Here is a 19,723-nt window from a genome sequence, read left to right on the forward strand (position 1 = left end):
TGCTGATACGCGAAAGTGCGCCCTCCCAAAGACCGCAGCACTGAGAGCACAGCGCTGAAAAAACAGCGGTTCTTTGAGAAGACGCACTCAAGCATTGAAACTATGTATGCCCGCGGATTAGTAAGGCCCAGATGTCTGCGCTTAGATATCAGCGCTTAGAGATCGGCCATGAGCCCAGCCAGCAAGCGGGTGAAGTCAATGGCGGGATCAACCGATTCTTCGTCGGGCCAAAAATGAATCGGGTACGCGGCACCCTGGGCGCGCTGCAGCACGGGGCTTTCAGCGAGCACGGGTTCTGCCACGAGCTCGCCGAAGAGGGAGCGCATTTCGTCGCGTCGGTAGCGGTGTTCGCTGTCGTTGGGGCGCATCTTGTTGATAACTACTCCCGCACCGTCAATGCTGATGCCGCTTTCCTGCTGAAAACGCACGATGGCGCGCAGGGTTCGTTCGGTGCCCGCCACGGAGAAGAGAGATGGTTCAGCGACCGAGAGGATACGCTCACTCACCGCCCAGCCCATCGAAGACAGGGTTCCGAGGAACGGCGGGCAGTCAATCAGAATCACGTCGTAGGCGTCCGCTGCCGCCTCCACCATGCGCTTGAATCGGCGGATGAACGGCGCGGCTTCCTGCCGGTCCACGAGGGTGGAGCGCGCCGAGCCTCGCGCCACCTTCACGCTACCGGTGGTCACGGGGTTATTGGTCAGCAGGGTGGGTTTGCCGACGAGCGCGTTCCAGGAGGAGCTACCGGCTTCCTCCGCGAAGGCGCGTTCATTGGAGCTGGCAATCAGGGAGGCGACGTCGGGGATGGTTTCATCCACTGCCAGGCCGGTGCTGGCGTCGCCGTGGGGGTCGAGGTCAATAACAAGTGTGGAGAGTCCGCTGTGTAATGCCGCGGAGGCGAGCCCCAAAGTGATGGACGTTTTGCCAACGCCACCCTTGAGGCTGCTGATACTGACGATGCGGGGCATGCAGGTCCCTTTTATGAGTGAGGTGTAATGCCCCTTTATTTTAGCGAATCTTCGCTTTTCTTCTGGCTCTGACAGGGGTGTATCTTGAGTTTTTTCTCAAGTGAGCATTGAATATTCCCTCGCATTTAAAGCTTCAGCCCGCGCTCGCTACCCGATAGGTAGTGAGCGCGGGCTGATTCACGTTTTGTGTTTTATGCCTGTGCGCGGCGGGCACGGCGGGCGGCAAGTTCGTCGCCTTCGAAGTTTTCGTGCATCTCTTCGCCGGGCTGGCCGTTGAGGTTCATTTCGATTTCGCGCCAGACGCGACCGATAGCGATGCCGAAGACACCCTGACCTGCCTGAACCAGGTCAATGACTTCGCTCGGGGAGGTGCATTCATAGACGGTGGTGCCGTCACTCATCAGGGTAATGTTCGCGAGGTCGTCAATGCCGCGGGTACGCAGATGCTCGATGGAGGTGCGAATCTGTTGCAGGGACACGCCGGTGTCGAGCAATCGCTTCACAATCTTGAGCACGAGCACGTCGCGGAAGCTGTAGAGGCGCTGGGTGCCGGAGCCGGATGCGCCTCGCACGGTGGGTACGACCAAATCGGTGCGTGCCCAGTAGTCGAGCTGGCGGTAGGTGATGCCGGCTGCCTTGCAGGCGACGGCGCCGCGGTAGCCGAGGTTTTCCTCGACGACAGAGACAGGGTCGGTGAAGAGCACGCCCTGTTCACCACGCGGAGGCGGTGCTACAGGGAAGAGGGTATCGAAGCCATCCAGGGGCTGGTCGAAGCCCTGGGGTGCGTGCGTGGTTGCGGCCTCGCCTGCATTTTCGGCTACCTGCTGCTCTAGCACGGTCCCTCCTTTTCGTTAAACCCTTTTAAGTGCTTCACCGCGCCCTATCAAATGCGGTCGATATCGTTCCGGTGTAGACCCGATTCTCGGGGTGAGATTCTAGGGTTGAGGTCTAGAATCTGCGTCTATGATTCGCGTGGCTCCTCTACTGGGTTCCGGCGCGGTTTTCAATACTACACAGCGGTTCGACAGTGCGACCGATGCGCGATAGGCGCGGCTGTTCAATCTATTTTAACTGATAGAGGGCTCTACTTAAAATTGAACCCACCGGAGCGAATGATCTTTTCAGATTCATTCTTGCCTCATTAACGCCGTGTAGGGGCGCCCCTCCCCCCTGTTCCGTTCGCTTTTTCTGGGCGCCCCGCACAGGGGGAGTTAAAACAGGGGAAGTTTAAAAAGTAAATGCGTACGGGCTGGTAGTCCGTACGCATTTACCGCTGAGTTGAGTGAATAGCCTTGGCAGGCCGGGAGCCCCCTGGTGAGAAAGCTCTTCGTGTTGGACGAAGGGGTAGAAATTCCGAGCGTGCCAGCGTCGGCTTCGTCCAAGTCTAGAGGCCGCTACCCGTTGGTGCGGGTAGGGACTATAGAGGGAATCACCGTGGTCAGCGGTGTTTCCCGAGGGAAATCCCCGTTCGGGGTGCGGTAGAACCGCTGAGGGTTTACGAGCGGCAGACTGTCCGGTAGTCTGCGTCTTCGTGCGCCTACTCGTAGGTAGGCATTGCCGATTCGACGAGGGTTGCGTGCAACTGCAGGCACAATTTGCGAATCTTGTCGGCACGTTCCTGCGCCTGAGCCTGGGAGGCTGCGTCGCGGCGCGAAGCCAGCGGAGCTACCGCAATTTCCACGAGGGAGATTTCGCGGTCTGCTGCAGACTTGAATGCGCGCAGGTGACGGGGCTGAATGCCGTGCTGGGTCAGCTCTGCGCTCACGCGGGCGATCAGCACGTCGTAATCGGTGTACTCCACATCCGACCCGTCTTCGAGCAGTCCAAAGTCAATCAGCTCGCGAATCAGTTCGGGGGTGGTGTTAGCGTATTCTGCCAGCTCGCGGAGAGTGTAGGTGCGACCTTCCTGCTCGTTCGGGCCAAGGACGGTGTCTAGCACGTCTTCGCTTACGGTGGCAGGCATGGAGTTCAGTACGCGACCGGCTTCCATGTCCTCCAGGTGCTGACGGATTACCTTGAGCGGCATGTAGTGGTCGCGCTGCATGGTGAGGATGTAGCGCAGGCGCTCAATATCCGTCTGGGAGTACTTGCGGTAACCGGTTTCGGTACGGCTGGGGTGCACGAGACCGCGCTCCTCCAGGAAGCGGATCTTGGATGCACTAATTCCGGGGAACTCCAGGTCAAGCTGGCTAAGAACCTGACCAATGGTCCGGCTCTTAACGTCACGCGGGTTACGGTCAGAGCCGCCGTTCTCCACGTCCTCTAGTTGAACCTCAGCGTTAGTGAGGTTCTCATCGATGCGTGAGGTCATCTATGTCTTTCGGGTACTTGTTCAGACGATGTCGATACGAGCCGAAATTTGAGTGAGTGGCTCGTTCCCCCGGTCGGGGGTCTCGCTCCGTGCCGAACATCTTTGCTTAGTGTTGAGAGTGTGATAGATAAGTTTAGTTGTTTATCACGAAATGATAAACCGCAAACCTTCGAGACAATCTTATAGCCTCACAAGGCATTTTGCTATTTAGTTCGCCCTTTTCAGGGGCTTTTTGAACCCAAAAATAGCCACACAATCAAACATTAATCAGTAGAGACAGTACCAATTTTAGCAAAATTCCAATACTTCGAACACATATATCTCATATTGGACTGCTTTACGAGGAAAATTTTATCTTCTCGCGATAGTTGAAGTTTTCATCACATTTAACTTGAAAGAGGCTCCCACTAGGGGTTTAGTCATCCTTCAAGCCCCTTTAGTGAATTCCTACACCTTCAAGACGAACCTTAAATGCGCCCAACTATTTGCGTTTGTGTGCATTTTAAAAGAAAAACGGCGAGACCAATCGGTCTCGCCGTCTCACCACTACATACCTCTTATCCGAGGCCTATAGAAGGTCTTAGAGTCTATCGACTTAGAGCTTGTCCAGCTCAGCCTTGTACGCCTCTGCATCCAGCAGGTTCGCCAGGTCATCAGCGTTCTCGGGGCGAATCTCAATGATCCAGCCCTCGCCGTAGGGATCGGAGTTAACCAGTGCGGGGTCATCCTCCAGGCCCTCGTTCACTGCGACAATCTCGCCCGCAATGGGAGCGAAAAGATCAGAGACAGACTTGGTGGACTCAATCTCACCGAAGCTATCCTCAGCAGCTACAGAGTCGCCGACAGAGGGAAGGTCGACGTAGACGACGTCACCCAGTGCATCCTGAGCGTGGTCGGTAATACCAACACGTACGGTGCCCTCGGCGGTGAGAGCGGAAACCCACTCGTGCTCAGAAGTGTACGAGAGTTCTGCGGGAACGTTGCTCATAGCAGCGGTGTCCTTTCAGTGTGTTCTTGCGTAGCGCGGACCGTCCCGCGCACGGTGTCGTTCCGTATGTGGGATGACGGAACGTCCTACACCAATTATCACATAAGAAGTAACGCGGGGCACGTCCAAACACCCCCGTACCACTTCTATGACACTATATTTTCCTTATCCTATCTAACCGCTCAACAAGCGCCCCTTCCCAAGGCCCTAGAAGCACCCCTATTACTCACCTCCAGCAGGGAGCCATCAGACACACCAAAAGGCTCAGGGCCCCACACCATGATGGTGCAGGGCCCTGAGCCTTAGGCTAGAGAGCTAAACTCTCACAGCGCCTTAGCGGGAAGAAATGACGCGCTCGGAGAAGCGGTTCGGGTTACCGAAACGGTGTGCGGTAATCGAAACAGCCTGCTCGCGGAGGAAGGGCAGCATCTCGATACGGCCAGCCTCGGTGACGGGTGCGAAGTACACTGCAACGTCCGGGCGACCACCCAGTGCGGTGTAGAGGGACTTCTCATCGTTACCGATGTAGCGGATACGGGTGCCTTCCAGCGGGGTACCAGCCAGTGCGCGAACCGGGGTCTTAGCGTTCGAAGCCAGGTACTCGCGGAACTGAGCGTCCGACTTAACTTCGTACTTGATGCCCTTGTTCTCGAGGACGCCACGAACGTCGACCGGCAGGTCCTTACCGACGGACAGAGCAACCGGTGCGTTAGCTGCCAGACCGGCGAGCACAACGCGCAGGGTCTCTGCTGCGGATGCGGACTCGTCTGCACGAACCAGAACCTGGGTAGGTACGTAGCGCAGGATGTTGCGCTCCACGCCCAGCTTCGAGGGATCGTGACCGAAGCCGAACTCGGTGTCCCAAGCGTGTGCGTCAGAGGAGACACCGCGCTTGATGAATGCGAAGTCCTCACGCTTGCCCAGCTCGGAGTTCTCGATGGTAGCCAGGGTCTCGCGGACGGTCACCGACTGGGTGGTTGCGGTCGCGGTTGCCTGTGCGGGCTCCCAATCGGACAGAGCGATCAGGTAGCTGGGGCCACCAGCCTTGGTACCGGAGCCAACGGTGGACTTCTTCCAACCACCGAAGGGCTGACGCTGAACGATTGCACCGGTAATTGCACGGTTGACGTACAGGTTACCTGCCTGGACCTTGGAGAGCCACAGCTCGAGCTCGTCAGCATCCAGCGAGTGCAGACCTGCGGTCAGGCCGTAATCGGGTGCGTTCTGCAGCTCGATTGCCTCTTCCAGGGTGTCAGCGGTCATGATACCCAGGATGGGGCCGAAGTACTCGGTCATGTGGTACTCAGAACCGGGCTTGACGCCTTCACGAACACCGGGGCTCCAGAGGCGACCGGTCTCGTCCAGTTCCTTGGGCTGGATGAGCCAGCGCTCGCCCGGGCCGAGGGTGGTCAGACCGCGCAGCAGCTTCTCTTCCGGCTTCTGAACAACGGGGCCCATCTCGGACTCGATGTCCTGCGGGTGTGCCACGTGCAGGGAGCTGACAGAGTCAATCAGCTGACGACGGAAACGCTCGGACTGTGCAACGGAGCCAACCAGGATGACGGTCGAACCAGCGGAGCACTTCTGACCTGCGTGACCGAATGCCGAGTAGACGACGTCCTTGACGGCGAGGTCGATGTCAGCGTTCGGGGTGACGATGATGGAGTTCTTACCCGAGGTCTCACCGAACAGGGGCAGGTCATCACGCCAGGAGCGGAAGAGCTCAGCGGTCTCGTAACCACCGGTCAGGATCAGGCGGTCAACCTCGGGGTGCGAGATGAGCAGCTTACCTGCAGCGCGGTCAACAACCTTGACGAGCTTCAGAACTTCCTTGGGAACGCCTGCATCCCACATGATCTCTGCGATCAGGGCACCGGTGCGAGCGGTGATGGTTGCGGGCTTGAAGATGACAGCAGAACCTGCAGCCAGACCAGCCAGAACACCACCGGCGGGAATAGCGGTCGGGAAGTTCCACGGGGGAACAACCAGGGTCAGGTCAACAGACTTGGGCTTTGCGCCGTCGATCTTCTCGAGGTCCTCAGCCAGCATTGCGTAGTAGTATGCGAAGTCGATTGCCTCGGAGACCTCGGTGTCGCCCTGCTCCAGGGTCTTGCCAGCCTCAGCTGCCATAACCTCCAGCAGGTCACCGCGGCGCAGTGCGATAGCCTTACCGACCTTGCGCAGAATCTCTGCACGCTCGTGGCCGGAGAGCTTGCCCCATGCCTTACCAGCTTCCTCAGTTTCCTTGATCAGCTTCTCAGCGTCAGCTTCGCTGGTCAGCTCGTTAGCCTTGAGGGTTTCGATGCCCAGCTTGGTGGTCTTGGAACGCTCGAGGATTGCGCGGCCCCACTCGCGGTTACCGGAGAGTGCAGGGTCGGTGTCGGGGGTGTTCTCGAAGCGGCCTGCCGGTACGAAGACGTTGTCCTCGTTCTCGGTCAGACGGTTCTGGGTGCGCTTGGATGCGGGAACCTCGTCGGTGACGGAGTTCAGTGCACGCATGAAGCGGTCCTCTTCGCGCTTGAAGATGGACTCGTCGGTTGCCAGGTCGAAGATACCGGACATGAAGTTCTCGGAGGAAGCGTTCTCCTCGAGACGACGGATCAGGTATGCGATAGCAACGTCGAATTCCTTGGGGTTCACGACGGGCACGTACAGCAGCAGGTGGCCAACGCGACGGCGGATGATCTCTGCCTGCTGCTCAGCCATACCAATCAGCATCTCGAACTCGACGCGGTCCTTCACGCCGCGGTCCTCGGACAGCAGCAGTGCGAAAGCAACGTCGAAGAGGTTGTGGCCTGCAATACCGAGGCGAACGTTCTTCACGTGCTCGGGGCGCAGTGCGTAGTCCAGAACGCGCTTGTAGTTGGTGTCAGCAGCCTGCTTGGTGTCCCAGGTGGTCAGCGGCCAGCCGTGCATAACAGCTTCGACGATTTCCATGGAGAGGTTTGCGCCCTTAACCAGGCGGACCTTGATGCCTGCGCCGCCAGCAGCAACGCGCTTTGCGGACCACTCCTGCAGGTGCTGCATTGCAGCCAGGGTGTCGGGCAGGTATGCCTGGAGCACGATACCGGCTTCCAGGTCCTTCAGGTGGGGCTGGTCCAGGATCTTGGTGAACACCTCAATGGTGAGGTCCAGGTCCTTGTACTCCTCCATGTCCAGGTTGATGAACTTCTTGGGGGAGCTGGATGCAGCCAGCTCGTACAGCGGGGTCAGGCGGCGAACAGCGGTCTCAACGACCTCGTCGAATGCCCAGTGCTGGTGGGGGCCGGAAACAGCGGACACCTTGATGGAGACGTAGTCAACGTCGTCACGTGCCAGCAGGCGCTTGGTCTCAGCCAGGCGGTGCTCTGCTTCCTTGTCACCCAGAACTGCCTCACCGAGCAGGTTGACGTTCAGGCGGTTACCGGTCTTGGTCAGCTCTGCAATTGCGTCGCCCAGCTTCTCCTCGGAAGCGTCGACGATCAGGTGACCAACCATCTCGCGCAGCACGCGGCGTGCAACGGGAACGGTGGGCCATGCGACCTTGCCAGCCAGCTTGCCACCGAAGCCAACAGCGGACTTCATGTACCAGGGCAGGAAGGAAGGTGCCAGGCCGGAAATGCGGGAGAGGTTGCGGCCGGAGACGTTGTCGTCTTCGGGGCGAATAACGCCATCAACAAAGCCGACGGTGAAGGGAAGACCATTGGGGTCCTTCAGAACACCGGCGAGCTGCTCAGCCGCGAAGGTGGGCTTGATCGACTGGGACTCGTTTACCCACTGGCGAACAAGCTGACGAGCTTCCAGAGCCATCTTCTGGTAGTGCTCAGATGCGAAAGGATGGGTCATCCTTGACTCCTAACTATCTCACTGTGTGCGGTGCACACCACGTTTGGCGATGTCTCTATTTCACCACAAAAGGGTAATAAATACCTCATTAGAAAAACTGAATGTTTTTTCCAAAATCCATTTAGTTTTTCTAAATGATTGTGCGGTGAGGTTTTCACCCCACGCCCCCTCCGAACCTCCTGTTCGAAGAGACAAGGTGAAGTTTGTAGCGACATCGCTATCCATCTCTCTCAGGCTAGCACTTTCAGAAAGCAAATACCGAACCGATTTCGTAACAATCGAACACTTCAAAACCATTCCCAAAAGCATCTTCGGCTCTAAGAATCATCACATTCAGCGCGAAAATACTCGCTACACAAGCCAACATGCCGGCACCCCACTTCAGGCGTCTCAAAAAGAGCCAGCCGGAAGCCCACGCGGTACCATAGACAAGAGTCCACGATGAGAGACGCACCACGGAAGAACTCAGAGGCACAATCTGCAGAACAACCGGGCGCGCCAGGGAGGAAACACATGTCAATCTACGACATCCGACGCATGCAAATGCTCCTCGAAATCCAAGAACGCGGCACCGTCATCGCTGCCGCAGAAGCGCTCAGCCTCACCCCCTCCGCCGTCTCCCAGCAGATTGCCACCCTCGAAAAAGAAACCGGCACCCCGCTTCTGCAGCGCATCGGCAGGCGCGTACAGCTCACCAGCGCCGGACTCATCATCGTCGACAGCGCCCGCAGCATCCTGCGCGAACTCGACCGCATGCAAACCTCCGTCGCCAACCTCACCGGCGAACCCGCAGGCATGGTCCGCCTCGCCATCTTCCAGTCCGCGGCCTTCGCACTGCTACCGGAAACCCTCAGCTACCTTGCCGAACACGCACCCTCACTCACCCTGCAGGTACTGCAAATCGACCCCGAAACCGGAACCTCCCTGACTCGAAGCCGCGAATACGACATGGTGCTCTCCGAAGCCTACCCGCACCACCACATCCCCGAATACCCCGAACTGCACTCCGAACTACTCACCGAAGACCCGCTCAGCCTGATTGTGCCCAGCACCTCCACCATCACCTCAATCGAGGAGGCGCACGCACTGCCCTGGGTTCTCGAAATGGAACAGAACACCTCCCGCAGCTGGGCGCTCAACCAGTGCCGCACCGCAGGATTCGAGCCGGTCATCCGTTACAGCGCCAATGACATGATTACGAACTCCAACCTCGTCAAAGCAGGATTCGCCGTCACCATCGTGCCCGGCTTCATCCTCTCCTCCCTCTCCACCACCGAGGGGCTACGCATCGTCGAGCTACCCGGCAAGCCCTGCCGCAAAATCTTTACCGCCGTACGCCGAGAGTCCGCCGCCAACCCCGCCATCGCCATGGTGCGCGAAGCACTGCACCACGCGGTGCAGGTTGCATTCGGCGAACACGACAGGAGCGAAACCGCATAAGAAAAATTAACTGCCAGCCACGCCAGCAGACTAGACAATGCAAAGGTCGGGGCCGTTCCCAGGAACGACTCCGACCTTTCAACATACCTTTTTGAACAGGCGCCTATATATAAGGTATAAAAACACACAACGGAGCCACTCCCCCGCCGCGCCCATCCTTCACTAGGCCATTTTTCACAAGGGCCAGCTCAACTGCTAGTTCAGCGAAGCAACCACAGCCGGGCTCTGCACTTCGTAGAACGAAGAGGACAAACCAGCCGCCGCCATATCCAGCACAGCGCTCACATGAACCTGCTTCAACGCAGAACCGGCAACATCCGAAGCCACCTGATAATTCAGCTGAACATCCAAGCGGTGACCGCGAGGAATAGCAGTACGCAACTCCAGAACGTTCTCGCTGCCGGCACCAGCTTGACCGGTCTGCTCGCTACGGCGCACCGCATCAAGATTCAGAGCATCCACAGGAGCCACCAGGGCTGAAGCACCCAGGCTACCCGAAGGTAGCACCGCCTGCCCCGAGGTAACACGAAGAGTCACCGCTGGATTCAACAACAAACCAGTCTTCGGGTCCTGCGCGCGAGCACGCACCATCAGGCGAGTACCCACCGGCAGCGTCGAATTGCCCTCATTAATAATGCTCAGGCGAGTCGGCAGATTCCGGAAAGCAACAGTACGCGCCGGCTGACTCTGCAAAGACACAGCCTGCACACCGTTAGCAGCCTTCAACTCCAGGCGGATGCACGACTCGTTATAGCGCATCGGAACCTGCACCAGCGCAGAACTCGCCGCGCCACCGTGCTGACCGCGTTGCCCGCCGCGCTGTCCGCCAGGACGCTGGGTCACGGGGGTCACGCGAGCGCGCTTACCGCCCGAACGAGTTGCCGCCTCCGCAGCGCTCACGCCGCCAGCTACCAAGGCAGCCGAAGCGCCCGCAACCTTCAACGCGGTACGGCGAGAAGCGTTCATCAGATTATTCTTAGTCATTTTCTACTCCTCTAAGCCTTCGCGATACGGTACACGCCGCTAATCGTGCCCTGCCACCAGGTGCCGTAACGGTCAATCGTGCCCACCATCTGCAGGGTGTCACCACCGCCAAGCAACAGGCTCACATGCTGAGGCAGGCGCTGCTCATGCATCGTCTTACCGGTTTCCATGTCCAGCGCGACCGCCCACGCGTAGGCGCCATTCGCCAAACCAGCCGGACCGCGGCGACGCTCACAGGTGTAAATCAGACCGTCAGCAGTGGAGTAACGAGGAACAGCCGAAGAGTACACGTCCTTACGGTCCCACATCTTACGCAGACCGCGGTCGGTAATATCCCAACGCTCCATACCGGGAGCAAAAAGCGCATTCGCAGGAACCGACGGGCCGGCGCCCTCCGGGTACTTCGGGTAGGGGTAGCCGTAGGTGCTTGCACCGACCATCGTGTTACCCACACCGATCATGGAATTCTCAGTGCCAGAGGTACCGGCAGTAAACAGGCCAGCGCTACCGACCTTCACACCGTTATCAGTGCGGTACACAATGACCGACTCCTGAATATCAGAGTTATCGGTCAGCATCACGTAATCCGAACCGTTCGGGCCAAAGAACGTCGGGGAGGCACCGGAACCCCACGCGAGCTTACCGGGCTTGCGGGCGCTACCTCGATCGTACGCATGCCACCACTTGAGGGTGGGCGCACCGGTTGCGGTAGCGTTCAGCATATAAATAGCGTGGGAAGTAACCACACTCACGCCCTGCGGGCACGCCGAAATCGAGTTATCGATACGCTCACCCGCAATCGACGCCTTATTCAGGCGCATCGAGCGAATCGTGCCGCGGGCAGAATCAATCACCGCAATGTAGCCGTTCTTCGTCGCAACCCAAATGCGACCGGACCAGTCGGGTACCAGACCAACCACAGCGTCATTGGCGCTCTGGGCGAGCATGCGGCTCAGGTCAATACGCTCATCAACTCGGATGCTGCGACCGTCAGCAGAGTGGGAGAGGCGCAACAGGCACTGAGAGCCATCCACCAGAACCATACGGTCCTGCGCGTCAAGGTAGGCGTACACACCACCGAGCAGCGCGCCCTTCGGGATGTCCAAGTGGGAGAGCTCGCGGCCGGTATGCGGGTCAAGGATAGAGAGCTTCGGGGTGATGAACTCGCCGTGGGCGAAGACCTGGGTGCAGAGCACCTGAATGAAGCCGTCACGTCCGGCAAGAATCGTCGGGCAGGCGCCGCCGAGCTTCGTGCCGGTAATCTTCCAGTCACCGGCGCCGGGGCCGGCAAGAGGAGTAGCGTCGGAAGACTGGGCATCACCGTGCATGGTGGTAATGCCGGGTGCGCCCAGGTGCGGATTCGCCTGGGCGTTATAGGTGGGGGTCATGGTTGGTTCTTTCTAACGGTGAGTGGCGCACACCTTCAATGGAGTGCACAAATATGCGCTTTCACATGCGCAAACGTTTCACATTGTAGGGTCAGAAAGCAGTTTTTGACGACACTAAAGGACACCTTGAAACATTGTTCAGGCGACGCTTGAGATCTTCACCTGGAAAGCTCTCAAGCACTACCTTTCAGATTCAAGGCGCCCCTTTACCCCATCACCACGGACTCTCATACCCGCGGCGATTATTTTTAGCTATTTCTCCATGAGCGCCTTTGCCAGGGCATCATCAAGAACCAAGTCAGTAATTGCGCCCGTACGCAACGCGCCGCGCAAAGCACGCACACGGTGAGTACCGGACGCAACGCAAATACGGCGCGGAATGCGGGCAAGCTCCTTCGGAGTCGGACCGGACGCACGCTTATTCAACTCAAGATCAGCCCACGAGCCGTCCTCACGCAGAAGAATCGTGCACATATCCCCCACAACGCCCAGCTCACGCAACTGACGCTGCTCCTGCACCTCAAAATAGCCACCCGAATACACGTGAGAAGGAATAGGTCCACCAAAAGCACCCACGCCAAAAATAGCGAGGTCAACATTCTGCTGGGCATGCAGATTCTTCTGCACGCTACGCTCACGCCACATGGCGGTCTTCGTGTCCGCATAGTCAAAGAACGCGGGAACCGGAAAATGGATAGTCTGCGCATCATAGGCATTCACCAACTGCCCCAGCAGGGAACCCAGGTACGGAATGCCCGAATGGTGCGCGTTACCGGCACCATTCATCTGCACCACAGTCACGCCCTTCAGAGGGCGGCGCGGCAGATGACGAGAAATCTCGGTCATCGTTGAACCCCACGCCACACCCAGGCTCGTTCCATTATCAATCAGGGAATCAAGTAGAGCCGCCGCAGTACGGGATACCTGGCTCATGCGGGCGATGGGGGTGGCGTCCGAACGGACATTCACGAGAGTAACGCGCACCTTATAGCGCTCACCGATGCGGCGCTCAAGCTCGCTGCGGGCACGGAAGGAATCATCTAGACGGATCTGCACCATGCCGCTCTCACGAGCACTTTTAAGCAGACGCGACACAGTGGCTCGAGAAACCCCCAGACGAGCCGCGATAGCGTCCATCGTCATGTTGTGAATGTAGTAAAGCTGCGCTGCCTCGTAGGTATGGTTAGCGCGTTCGTTCATCTGCCACAGACCCCCAGTGAAAATCCGTTCATACTGCTTGGTTATTATTTCACCATTGGGTTTTACTAAATGCAAGATGAAACCCCCACGCCGCACAAGCGGCAATACAGGAAAGAGCAGTACATGAGCTCCCAGCACATTGCACAGCAGTCTCAGCTGACCGCCGAGTCCCGCGCCAAGGCGCTCAAGAGCATGGTCAACGAAGAACTCGACATCTTGGTCGTCGGCGGCGGCATCACCGGTGCAGGCATTGCCCTCGACGCAGCAACCCGCGGTCTGCGCACCGGTATCGTCGAAGCAGGCGACTGGGCTGCAGGCACCAGCGCATGGTCCTCCAAGCTCGTTCACGGCGGCCTGCGCTACCTCTACAACCTCGACTTCAAGCTCGTGACCGAAGCACTGACCGAGCGCGGCCTGCTGCTGAACAAGATCGCACCCCATCTGGTGCACGCACAGCCCTTCCTGTGGCCCCTGAAGATGCCCGTCATCGAGCGCGCATACTCCGCAATCGGCATCGGCATGTACGACACCCTCGCATTCCTCGGTTCCCGCGGCAACAAGGGCGTCCCCTCCCAGCGTCACTTCACCAAGACCGGCACCAAGACCGTCTTCCCCGACATCAAGGACTCCGCATTCAGCGGCGCAATCCAGTTCTACGATGCACGCGTTGACGACGCACGCCTCGTCATCGACGTCGTCCGCACCGCTGCAGGCTACGGCGCACTGGCTGCATCCCGCACCCAGGTTGTCGGCTTCACCAAGGATGCATCCGGCCGCGTCATCGGCGCAGAGCTGGCAGACTTGGAGACCGGCGAGCGCCTGAACGTACGCGCAAAGCACATCATCAACGCAACCGGCGTGTGGACCGAAGAGTCTGAGTCCCTGGCTAACCCCGATGCAGGCCTGGAGGTTCTGGCTTCCAAGGGTATCCACATCGTGGTTCCCCGCGACCGCATCAACGCAACCAGCGGTATCTTCACCAAGACTGAGAAGTCCGTTCTCTTCATCATCCCCTGGCAGCGTTACTGGATCATCGGCACCACCGACACCCCCTACTCCGAGGACCGCGAGCGCCCCGTCGCAACCAGCAAGGACATCGACTACGTGCTGATGCAGGCTAACAAGCTGATCGCTAACCCGCTGACCCGCGAGGATATCATCGGCACCTACACCGGCCTGCGCCCGCTGCTGCAGCCCAAGGTCAAGGACGGCGCAGCATCCACCAAGGTTTCCCGCGAGCACACCGTGACCGAGGTTGCCCCCGGCATGAGCGCAATCGCAGGCGGCAAGCTCACCACCTACCGTGTGATGGCTGCCGACGCTGTGGACTTCGCACTGGGCGAGCAGGCTAAGCAGAACCCCTCCGTAACCGCAACCATCGGCCTGGTCGGCGCAGACGGCTACCACGCAATCGCTGCTAACCGTGCACGCTACGCAGAGCGTTACGGCTGGGATGAGGACCGTATCACCCACCTGCTCGAGCGTTACGGATCGCAGATTGAGGACCTCGGCGCTCTCATCGACGCTGACCCCTCCCTCGGTGCTCCCCTGGCTAAGGCACCCCAGTTCCTGCGTGCAGATGTCGTCTTCGCTGTCCGCTACGAAGGTGCCCTGCACCTGGAGGATGTACTGGTCCGCCGCGTACGCCTCGACCTTGAGCAGCGCGACCGCGGCCTGGCAGCAGCAGACGAAATCCTCGACATCATGCGTGCCGAGCTCGGCTGGGACGACAAGAAGGTCAAGGAGGAACTCGACCTCTACGCCGCACGCGTACAGGCTATCCGCGAGGCAGAGTCCACCTCCACCGACGCTGAGGCATCGGCAAAGATTGAGGCTGTCACCCCCGTGGCACCCCGTGTGAAGCTCTAATCCGTAGAGATTCCACGCACCTTTCGTGACCGGTTATCCGGTACGAACCGACCGTTCACCCCTCACCGAGCATGGGTTATCTCATATTTTCGGTGAGGGGTGGACGAGAGGTTAAATAACCGTTTACGATAATCCCCTGCATAAGAAGCAGCGAGCTAAATACAGGGTTAACCCACTGGTACGATCTGCTTCTCAATCAGACATTCAACCAACAATTTTCGTAGCAACCGCTACACATTTCAGCACAGCGTTGTGCCCCGATCCGCCCGTGCGGTGAGGATGCACGGGAACATGCAAGCAAAGGTTCGCTTGCCTTCCAGACGCTTCGTCTTCAAGGAGCAACAATGTCTCTTCTTGCTTCCGCAGGAACTGTACTTGCAGCCGGCTCTTCCGCTCTCGTGGATGCATCCGGCGCCCCCACCACCCTCGGAATCTTCGCTTCCGAGTTCTTCGGCACCTTCATCCTGATTCTGCTCGGTGCCGGCGTATGCGCCGCAGTGACCCTCAAGAAGTCCTACGCTAAGGACGCAGGCTGGGGTGTTATCACCTTCGGATGGGGTCTGGCAGTGTTCACCGCCGTGTACCTCTCCTTCCATTCCGGTGCACACCTGAACCCCGCTGTGACCGTTGGCCTGGCAACCGCAGGCAAGGACCTGGCAACCGGCGTTCCCGCAACCCCCGGCAACATTGCCCTGTACATCGTCGCTCAGATGCTCGGCGCAATGGCCGGCGCAACCGGAGCGTACCTCACCTACAAGAAGCACTTCGATGAGGACCCGGGCGACCGCCTCGGCATCTTCGCAACCGGCCCCGCCATCAAGTCCTACGGCTGGAACTTGCTCACCGAGATTATCGGCACCTTCGTCCTGATTGGCTGGATCATCGCATCCGGTAAGACCCCCGCCCAGACTGGCCCCTTGGCTGTTGCCCTGGTCGTTGTATCCATCAGTATGAACCTCGGTGGCGCAACCGGTTCCGCTATCAACCCCGCACGTGACCTCGGCCCCCGTATCGCCTACACCTTCCTGCCCATCCCCGGTAAGACCGGTTCCAACTGGTCTTACGCATGGGTTCCGGTTGTTGGCCCAATCATCGGCGCTATCCTCGCAGGCCTGATCGTTCCGGCAGTTCTGCCCCTCTAAACCTCTCTAATACCCCCGTTCTTTTGTTCTAAGGAAAAATCAATGACGACTTCTCTGCACTCCGCAACCCTCAACGTCGAACGCAAGTACATCCTCTCCATCGACCAGGGCACCACCAGCTCCCGCGCGATCCTGTTCAACAAGGCGGGCGAGAACGTGGCTCAAGGCCAGCTCGAGCACGAGCAGATCTTCCCCAAGGCCGGCTGGGTCGAGCACAACGCAACCGAGATTTGGCAGAACGTCCGTAAGGTCGTAGCAATGGCTATGGCAAACGGCGAAGTCAACCACCACGAAATCGCTGCAGTCGGCATCACCAACCAGCGTGAAACCACCGTCGTGTGGGACAAGAACACCGGTGAGCCCGTCTACAACGCAATCGTCTGGCAGGACACCCGCACCCAGGAAATCGTTGAAGAGCTCGCAGGCGAAGAGGGCGTTGGCAAGTACCACGACATCGTCGGCCTGAACCTCTCTACCTACTTCTCCGGCCCCAAGATCAAGTGGATCCTGGACAACGTTGAAGGCGCACGCGAGCGCGCAGAACGCGGCGACCTGCTCTTCGGCAACACCGACACCTGGCTGGTCTGGAACCTGACCGGTGGTGTTGACGGCGGCGTTCACGTCACCGACGTAACCAACGCATCCCGTACCCTGCTGATGAACATCCGCACCCTCGAATGGGATCCGCAGATCGCTGCAGACATGGGCATCCCCATGAGCATGCTGCCCGAAATCAAGTCCTCCTCCGAGGTGTACGGCTTCGGCCGCGCAACCGGTCTGCTTAACGGCACCCCGATTGCCGGTATCCTGGGCGATCAGCAGGCTGCCACCTTTGGCCAGGCCTGCTTCGAGAAGGGCATGGCGAAGAACACCTACGGTACCGGTAACTTCATGCTCATGAACACCGGCAACGAGCCCGTCTTCTCCAACAACGGTCTGCTGACCACCGTCGCATACAAGATTGGCGACGCAGCACCCGTCTACGCTCTGGAAGGCTCGGTCGCAATGAGCGGCTCCCTGATCCAGTGGCTGCGCGACAACCTGCGCATGATTGAGCACGCTGCAGAGTCTGAGGAACTGGCTACCTCCGTCAAGGACTCCGGTGGCTGCTACGTTGTTCCCGCATTCTCCGGCCTGTTCGCACCCCACTGGCGTTCCGACGCTCGCGGCGTGATCGTTGGTCTGACCCGCTACGTGAACCGTGCACACATCGTGCGTGCGGCATTGGAAGCAACCGCATTCCAGACCCGCGAGGTTCTCGACGCAATGAACGCTGACTCCGGTGTTGAGCTCTCCGAGCTGCGCGTGGACGGCGGCATGACCGCTAACGAGTTCCTCATGCAGTTCCAGGCTGACATCCTCGGCGTTCCCGTAATCCGCCCGAAGGTTGTTGAGACCACCGCTCTGGGCGCAGCATACGCTGCAGGTATCGCTGTTGGTTTCTGGACCGGCGAGCAGGACGTTGTGGACAACTGGGCTGAGGACAAGCGCTGGCTGCCCTCCATGGAGCCCGCAGAGGTTGACCGCCAGTACCGCCTGTGGAAGAAGGCTGTCTCCCGCACCCTCGAGTGGGTTGACGAGGACGTTCCGACCGCCTAATCACAGCACCCGTTGCCTAACGGCACGGCCCGCGTACTAGCGACGCCCCGGCTGCTTCTCCCCCGCTATGGGGTTGAAGCAGCCGGGGCTTTTCGCTGTTTTATGACGCTCAATTCAGCGTTTATTGCGGCGTAATTTCTACAAAAATTAGTGCTAGGGTACCGTTGGTTTTTGTAAATTTGGTATCTTCCGCCGATCACCTGGCGCGGTGTTGTTCGTGAGGTGTCAGTACCGCACAGGACGCGTACGCGACATATTCATGCGCTGTCCTGACAGGAATCGACGATTCGCGCTGATACTTTATTTACGTTCCCGTCCGCCGTGGTGCTTCACGTACCGCGGCGGACGGACTTTTAGCTCTTGTTACAGGCTTCTCTGCGTTAACGACAAGTGGGGAATCGCTTCTCTTATTGCAGTTCTCACCGTAAAAATCACTCGTTTTATGCCTCTTGTTGAGATACCCGTTCACCTGTTATGTGGGGTTGGTCTAACAGCGTTTGTTTGCCTTTGATGTCCACTTCAAGCGCCGTATCATAGATATATAGGCTTATTGATTCTAATCTGGCCGCCGAAGATGGCGGTTGGTTACGTATCTGGCACCTTCCGGTGCTCATGAGAACGGAGAGAGGCTCCGTTGGAAGGAGGGAGCGGGTTTTCCCGCACCGATTATGGTTGATGTCCGTCGCCGTAAGCTTGCAATTATTGCTATGAACGTTTCGGTACTTGCAGCTGCTCTCTCCTGGCTGTTAGTGCTCTTCTCCGTTATGTATTCTCCCGCAGCTGTACCGTGGGCTCTGGGCGTTGCTATCGTACTGACTGTGATTGGCGCCTACGCGCTGTACCGCTACTACTCCAAGTACTCACACGTGCTCCCGAACGAGGACCCGGACGCGCACGATGTGCTCGGTCACGACCTGCACTCGACTCACCTGCCGCATCTGCACCACACGGAGGGCAACGCTGACCGCGCGTAATTCTGACGGAGCGTAATTCTGACAGGGCAGCCGCTAAGTAGCGAGCTTCTCTAGCCTTAGACAGCATAAATGTGCCGCCTCACTGATACCGGTGAGGCGGCACATTTACTTTAAGATTGCGGTTCAGAGTCCGGTCCTGCAACCATGTCTGAACGGTTCGATTCAGCGCTTTGACGCGATTCAGCTTCGGCTCTGGCTAGTTCTATCTTCTTGTTCTCTTGAACGATAAGAGCATTATATTTCCAGCCGGGGATTCGTTCAACAAGCCACCCAACCCAGATGAGCGCAGCGGTAATGAGAGCGACAGGAATCAGAAAGATGAGGACTTTCGGGTCGCGGGTATGGTCTGAGGTGCTCCCCGCGGTGAGCTCCCACAGCGCAAGGATTGGTACCGCCATTATAGGCATCACTATAAAAAGGATGATGGCATAGTAAATGCCCATCATGCTACCGGGCCTACCTCTATTCATACGGGCCTGGGTAACAGCTCTCTTCAGACGTTTGTATTCCTGCAAGGTTTCACCGTCTAGATGCGAAGCATCAGGGATCTTGGCCATGACGTACTGTACGGCTTCAAGATCTGAGGGCGAGCAAATAAAGATATGTCCCTGGGACATAACGGTATATTCTTTCGCGATGTCGAGGCACGCCTGCGCGTAACGGTTATTGAGCTCTCGGCTCTCCGGGTTTTCGTTGAGTTGCCGGCGGATATCTTTCAGGTCTTCCATGTTTCTCCTTGCAATTTCAGTCATCGTTGAACCCATCGGTAAGGCACGAGAAACACAGGTCACCCCCACCCGGTGCGGGGTGGAGAAGCCGGAGTATTGAATTGCGGTGTATCGGTGTGTACTTCACAGAATGCCAGCTCTTCGGGCTCAATCAAAATTGGCAGGCATCCTGAGATATTTCAACGGTGGTGCATACATCTCATACATTGCGGTCAATTATAGACAAAACCCGGCACGGGTACGGTACGGAGGCGCCCCTCCCCTATGATGGTTGAAAGGGATATTTGCCCCTAATACCATCTGCAGT

The 19,723-nt window shown here is 58.3% G+C and carries 14 protein-coding genes; 5 read left to right on the top strand and 9 right to left on the bottom strand.

The genetic code is table 11. The features are described 5' to 3' along the window. Positions 1-155 precede the first annotated feature (155 nt). The 5 genes from RM6536_RS01025 to RM6536_RS01045 form a co-directional block, all read right to left on the bottom strand. A complete protein-coding gene (locus RM6536_RS01025; RefSeq protein ID WP_060823688.1) occupies positions 156-968 on the bottom strand; it encodes a ParA family protein in 813 nt (270 codons plus the stop codon). A gap of 191 nt (positions 969-1,159) precedes the next feature. Further along, on the bottom strand, positions 1,160-1,804 hold the full coding sequence (locus tag RM6536_RS01030; RefSeq protein ID WP_005507725.1) for a MerR family transcriptional regulator: 645 nt from the start codon (positions 1,802-1,804) through the stop codon (positions 1,160-1,162). Positions 1,805-2,505: 701 nt separating this feature from the next. Continuing rightward, complete coding sequence (locus RM6536_RS01035; RefSeq protein ID WP_049337539.1) at positions 2,506-3,279, bottom strand: MerR family transcriptional regulator; 774 nt, start codon at positions 3,277-3,279, stop codon at positions 2,506-2,508. A gap of 595 nt (positions 3,280-3,874) precedes the next feature. Then, positions 3,875-4,267, bottom strand: a complete 393-nt coding sequence (gene gcvH, locus RM6536_RS01040; protein WP_049337538.1) for a glycine cleavage system protein GcvH — start codon at positions 4,265-4,267, stop codon at positions 3,875-3,877. Between the two features lie 333 nt (positions 4,268-4,600). Next, positions 4,601-8,092 (bottom strand): bifunctional proline dehydrogenase/L-glutamate gamma-semialdehyde dehydrogenase, encoded by a 3,492-nt coding sequence (locus RM6536_RS01045; RefSeq protein WP_060823689.1) that lies wholly within the window; start codon positions 8,090-8,092, stop codon positions 4,601-4,603. 513 nt (positions 8,093-8,605) lie between these two features. On the opposite strand from RM6536_RS01045, the gene RM6536_RS01050 reads away from it, so the two are divergent. Next, on the top strand, positions 8,606-9,532 hold the full coding sequence (locus tag RM6536_RS01050) for a LysR family transcriptional regulator (protein ID WP_049354895.1): 927 nt from the start codon (positions 8,606-8,608) through the stop codon (positions 9,530-9,532). A 195-nt stretch (positions 9,533-9,727) separates the two neighbouring features. Here RM6536_RS01050 and RM6536_RS01055 read toward each other — a convergent pair whose 3' ends face one another. The 3 genes from RM6536_RS01055 to RM6536_RS01065 form a co-directional block, all read right to left on the bottom strand. Further along, positions 9,728-10,516 carry a hypothetical protein gene (locus tag RM6536_RS01055; RefSeq protein WP_060823690.1) on the bottom strand — a complete coding sequence of 263 codons (789 nt, stop codon included), beginning with the start codon at positions 10,514-10,516 and terminating at the stop codon, positions 9,728-9,730. Between the two features lie 11 nt (positions 10,517-10,527). Further along, on the bottom strand, positions 10,528-11,904 hold the full coding sequence (locus RM6536_RS01060; RefSeq protein WP_060823691.1) for a hypothetical protein: 1,377 nt from the start codon (positions 11,902-11,904) through the stop codon (positions 10,528-10,530). A gap of 252 nt (positions 11,905-12,156) precedes the next feature. Continuing rightward, complete coding sequence (locus RM6536_RS01065) at positions 12,157-13,104, bottom strand: sugar-binding transcriptional regulator (protein WP_049359844.1); 948 nt, start codon at positions 13,102-13,104, stop codon at positions 12,157-12,159. Positions 13,105-13,227: 123 nt separating this feature from the next. On the opposite strand from RM6536_RS01065, the gene RM6536_RS01070 reads away from it, so the two are divergent. The 4 genes from RM6536_RS01070 to RM6536_RS01085 all read left to right on the top strand — a co-directional run bounded on the left by RM6536_RS01070 (position 13,228) and on the right by RM6536_RS01085 (position 18,688). After that, positions 13,228-14,973, top strand: a complete 1,746-nt coding sequence (locus tag RM6536_RS01070; protein ID WP_060823692.1) for a glycerol-3-phosphate dehydrogenase/oxidase — start codon at positions 13,228-13,230, stop codon at positions 14,971-14,973. Between the two features lie 344 nt (positions 14,974-15,317). Further along, positions 15,318-16,115 carry an MIP/aquaporin family protein gene (locus RM6536_RS01075; protein WP_049345271.1) on the top strand — a complete coding sequence of 266 codons (798 nt, stop codon included), beginning with the start codon at positions 15,318-15,320 and terminating at the stop codon, positions 16,113-16,115. Between the two features lie 42 nt (positions 16,116-16,157). Next, a complete protein-coding gene (gene glpK / locus RM6536_RS01080) occupies positions 16,158-17,714 on the top strand; it encodes a glycerol kinase GlpK (protein ID WP_060823693.1) in 1,557 nt (518 codons plus the stop codon). Positions 17,715-18,382: 668 nt separating this feature from the next. Beyond that, positions 18,383-18,688: an N-acyl-D-glutamate deacylase gene (locus RM6536_RS01085; protein ID WP_231917976.1), complete on the top strand. Its 306-nt coding sequence runs from the start codon at positions 18,383-18,385 to the stop codon at positions 18,686-18,688. Positions 18,689-18,798: 110 nt separating this feature from the next. On the opposite strand, the gene RM6536_RS01090 is transcribed toward RM6536_RS01085, so the two are convergent. Further along, complete coding sequence (locus RM6536_RS01090; protein WP_145974228.1) at positions 18,799-19,440, bottom strand: hypothetical protein; 642 nt, start codon at positions 19,438-19,440, stop codon at positions 18,799-18,801. Positions 19,441-19,723 lie beyond the last annotated feature (283 nt).

It is taken from the genome of Rothia mucilaginosa (assembly GCF_001548235.1).
Classification (GTDB): domain Bacteria; phylum Actinomycetota; class Actinomycetes; order Actinomycetales; family Micrococcaceae; genus Rothia; species Rothia mucilaginosa_B.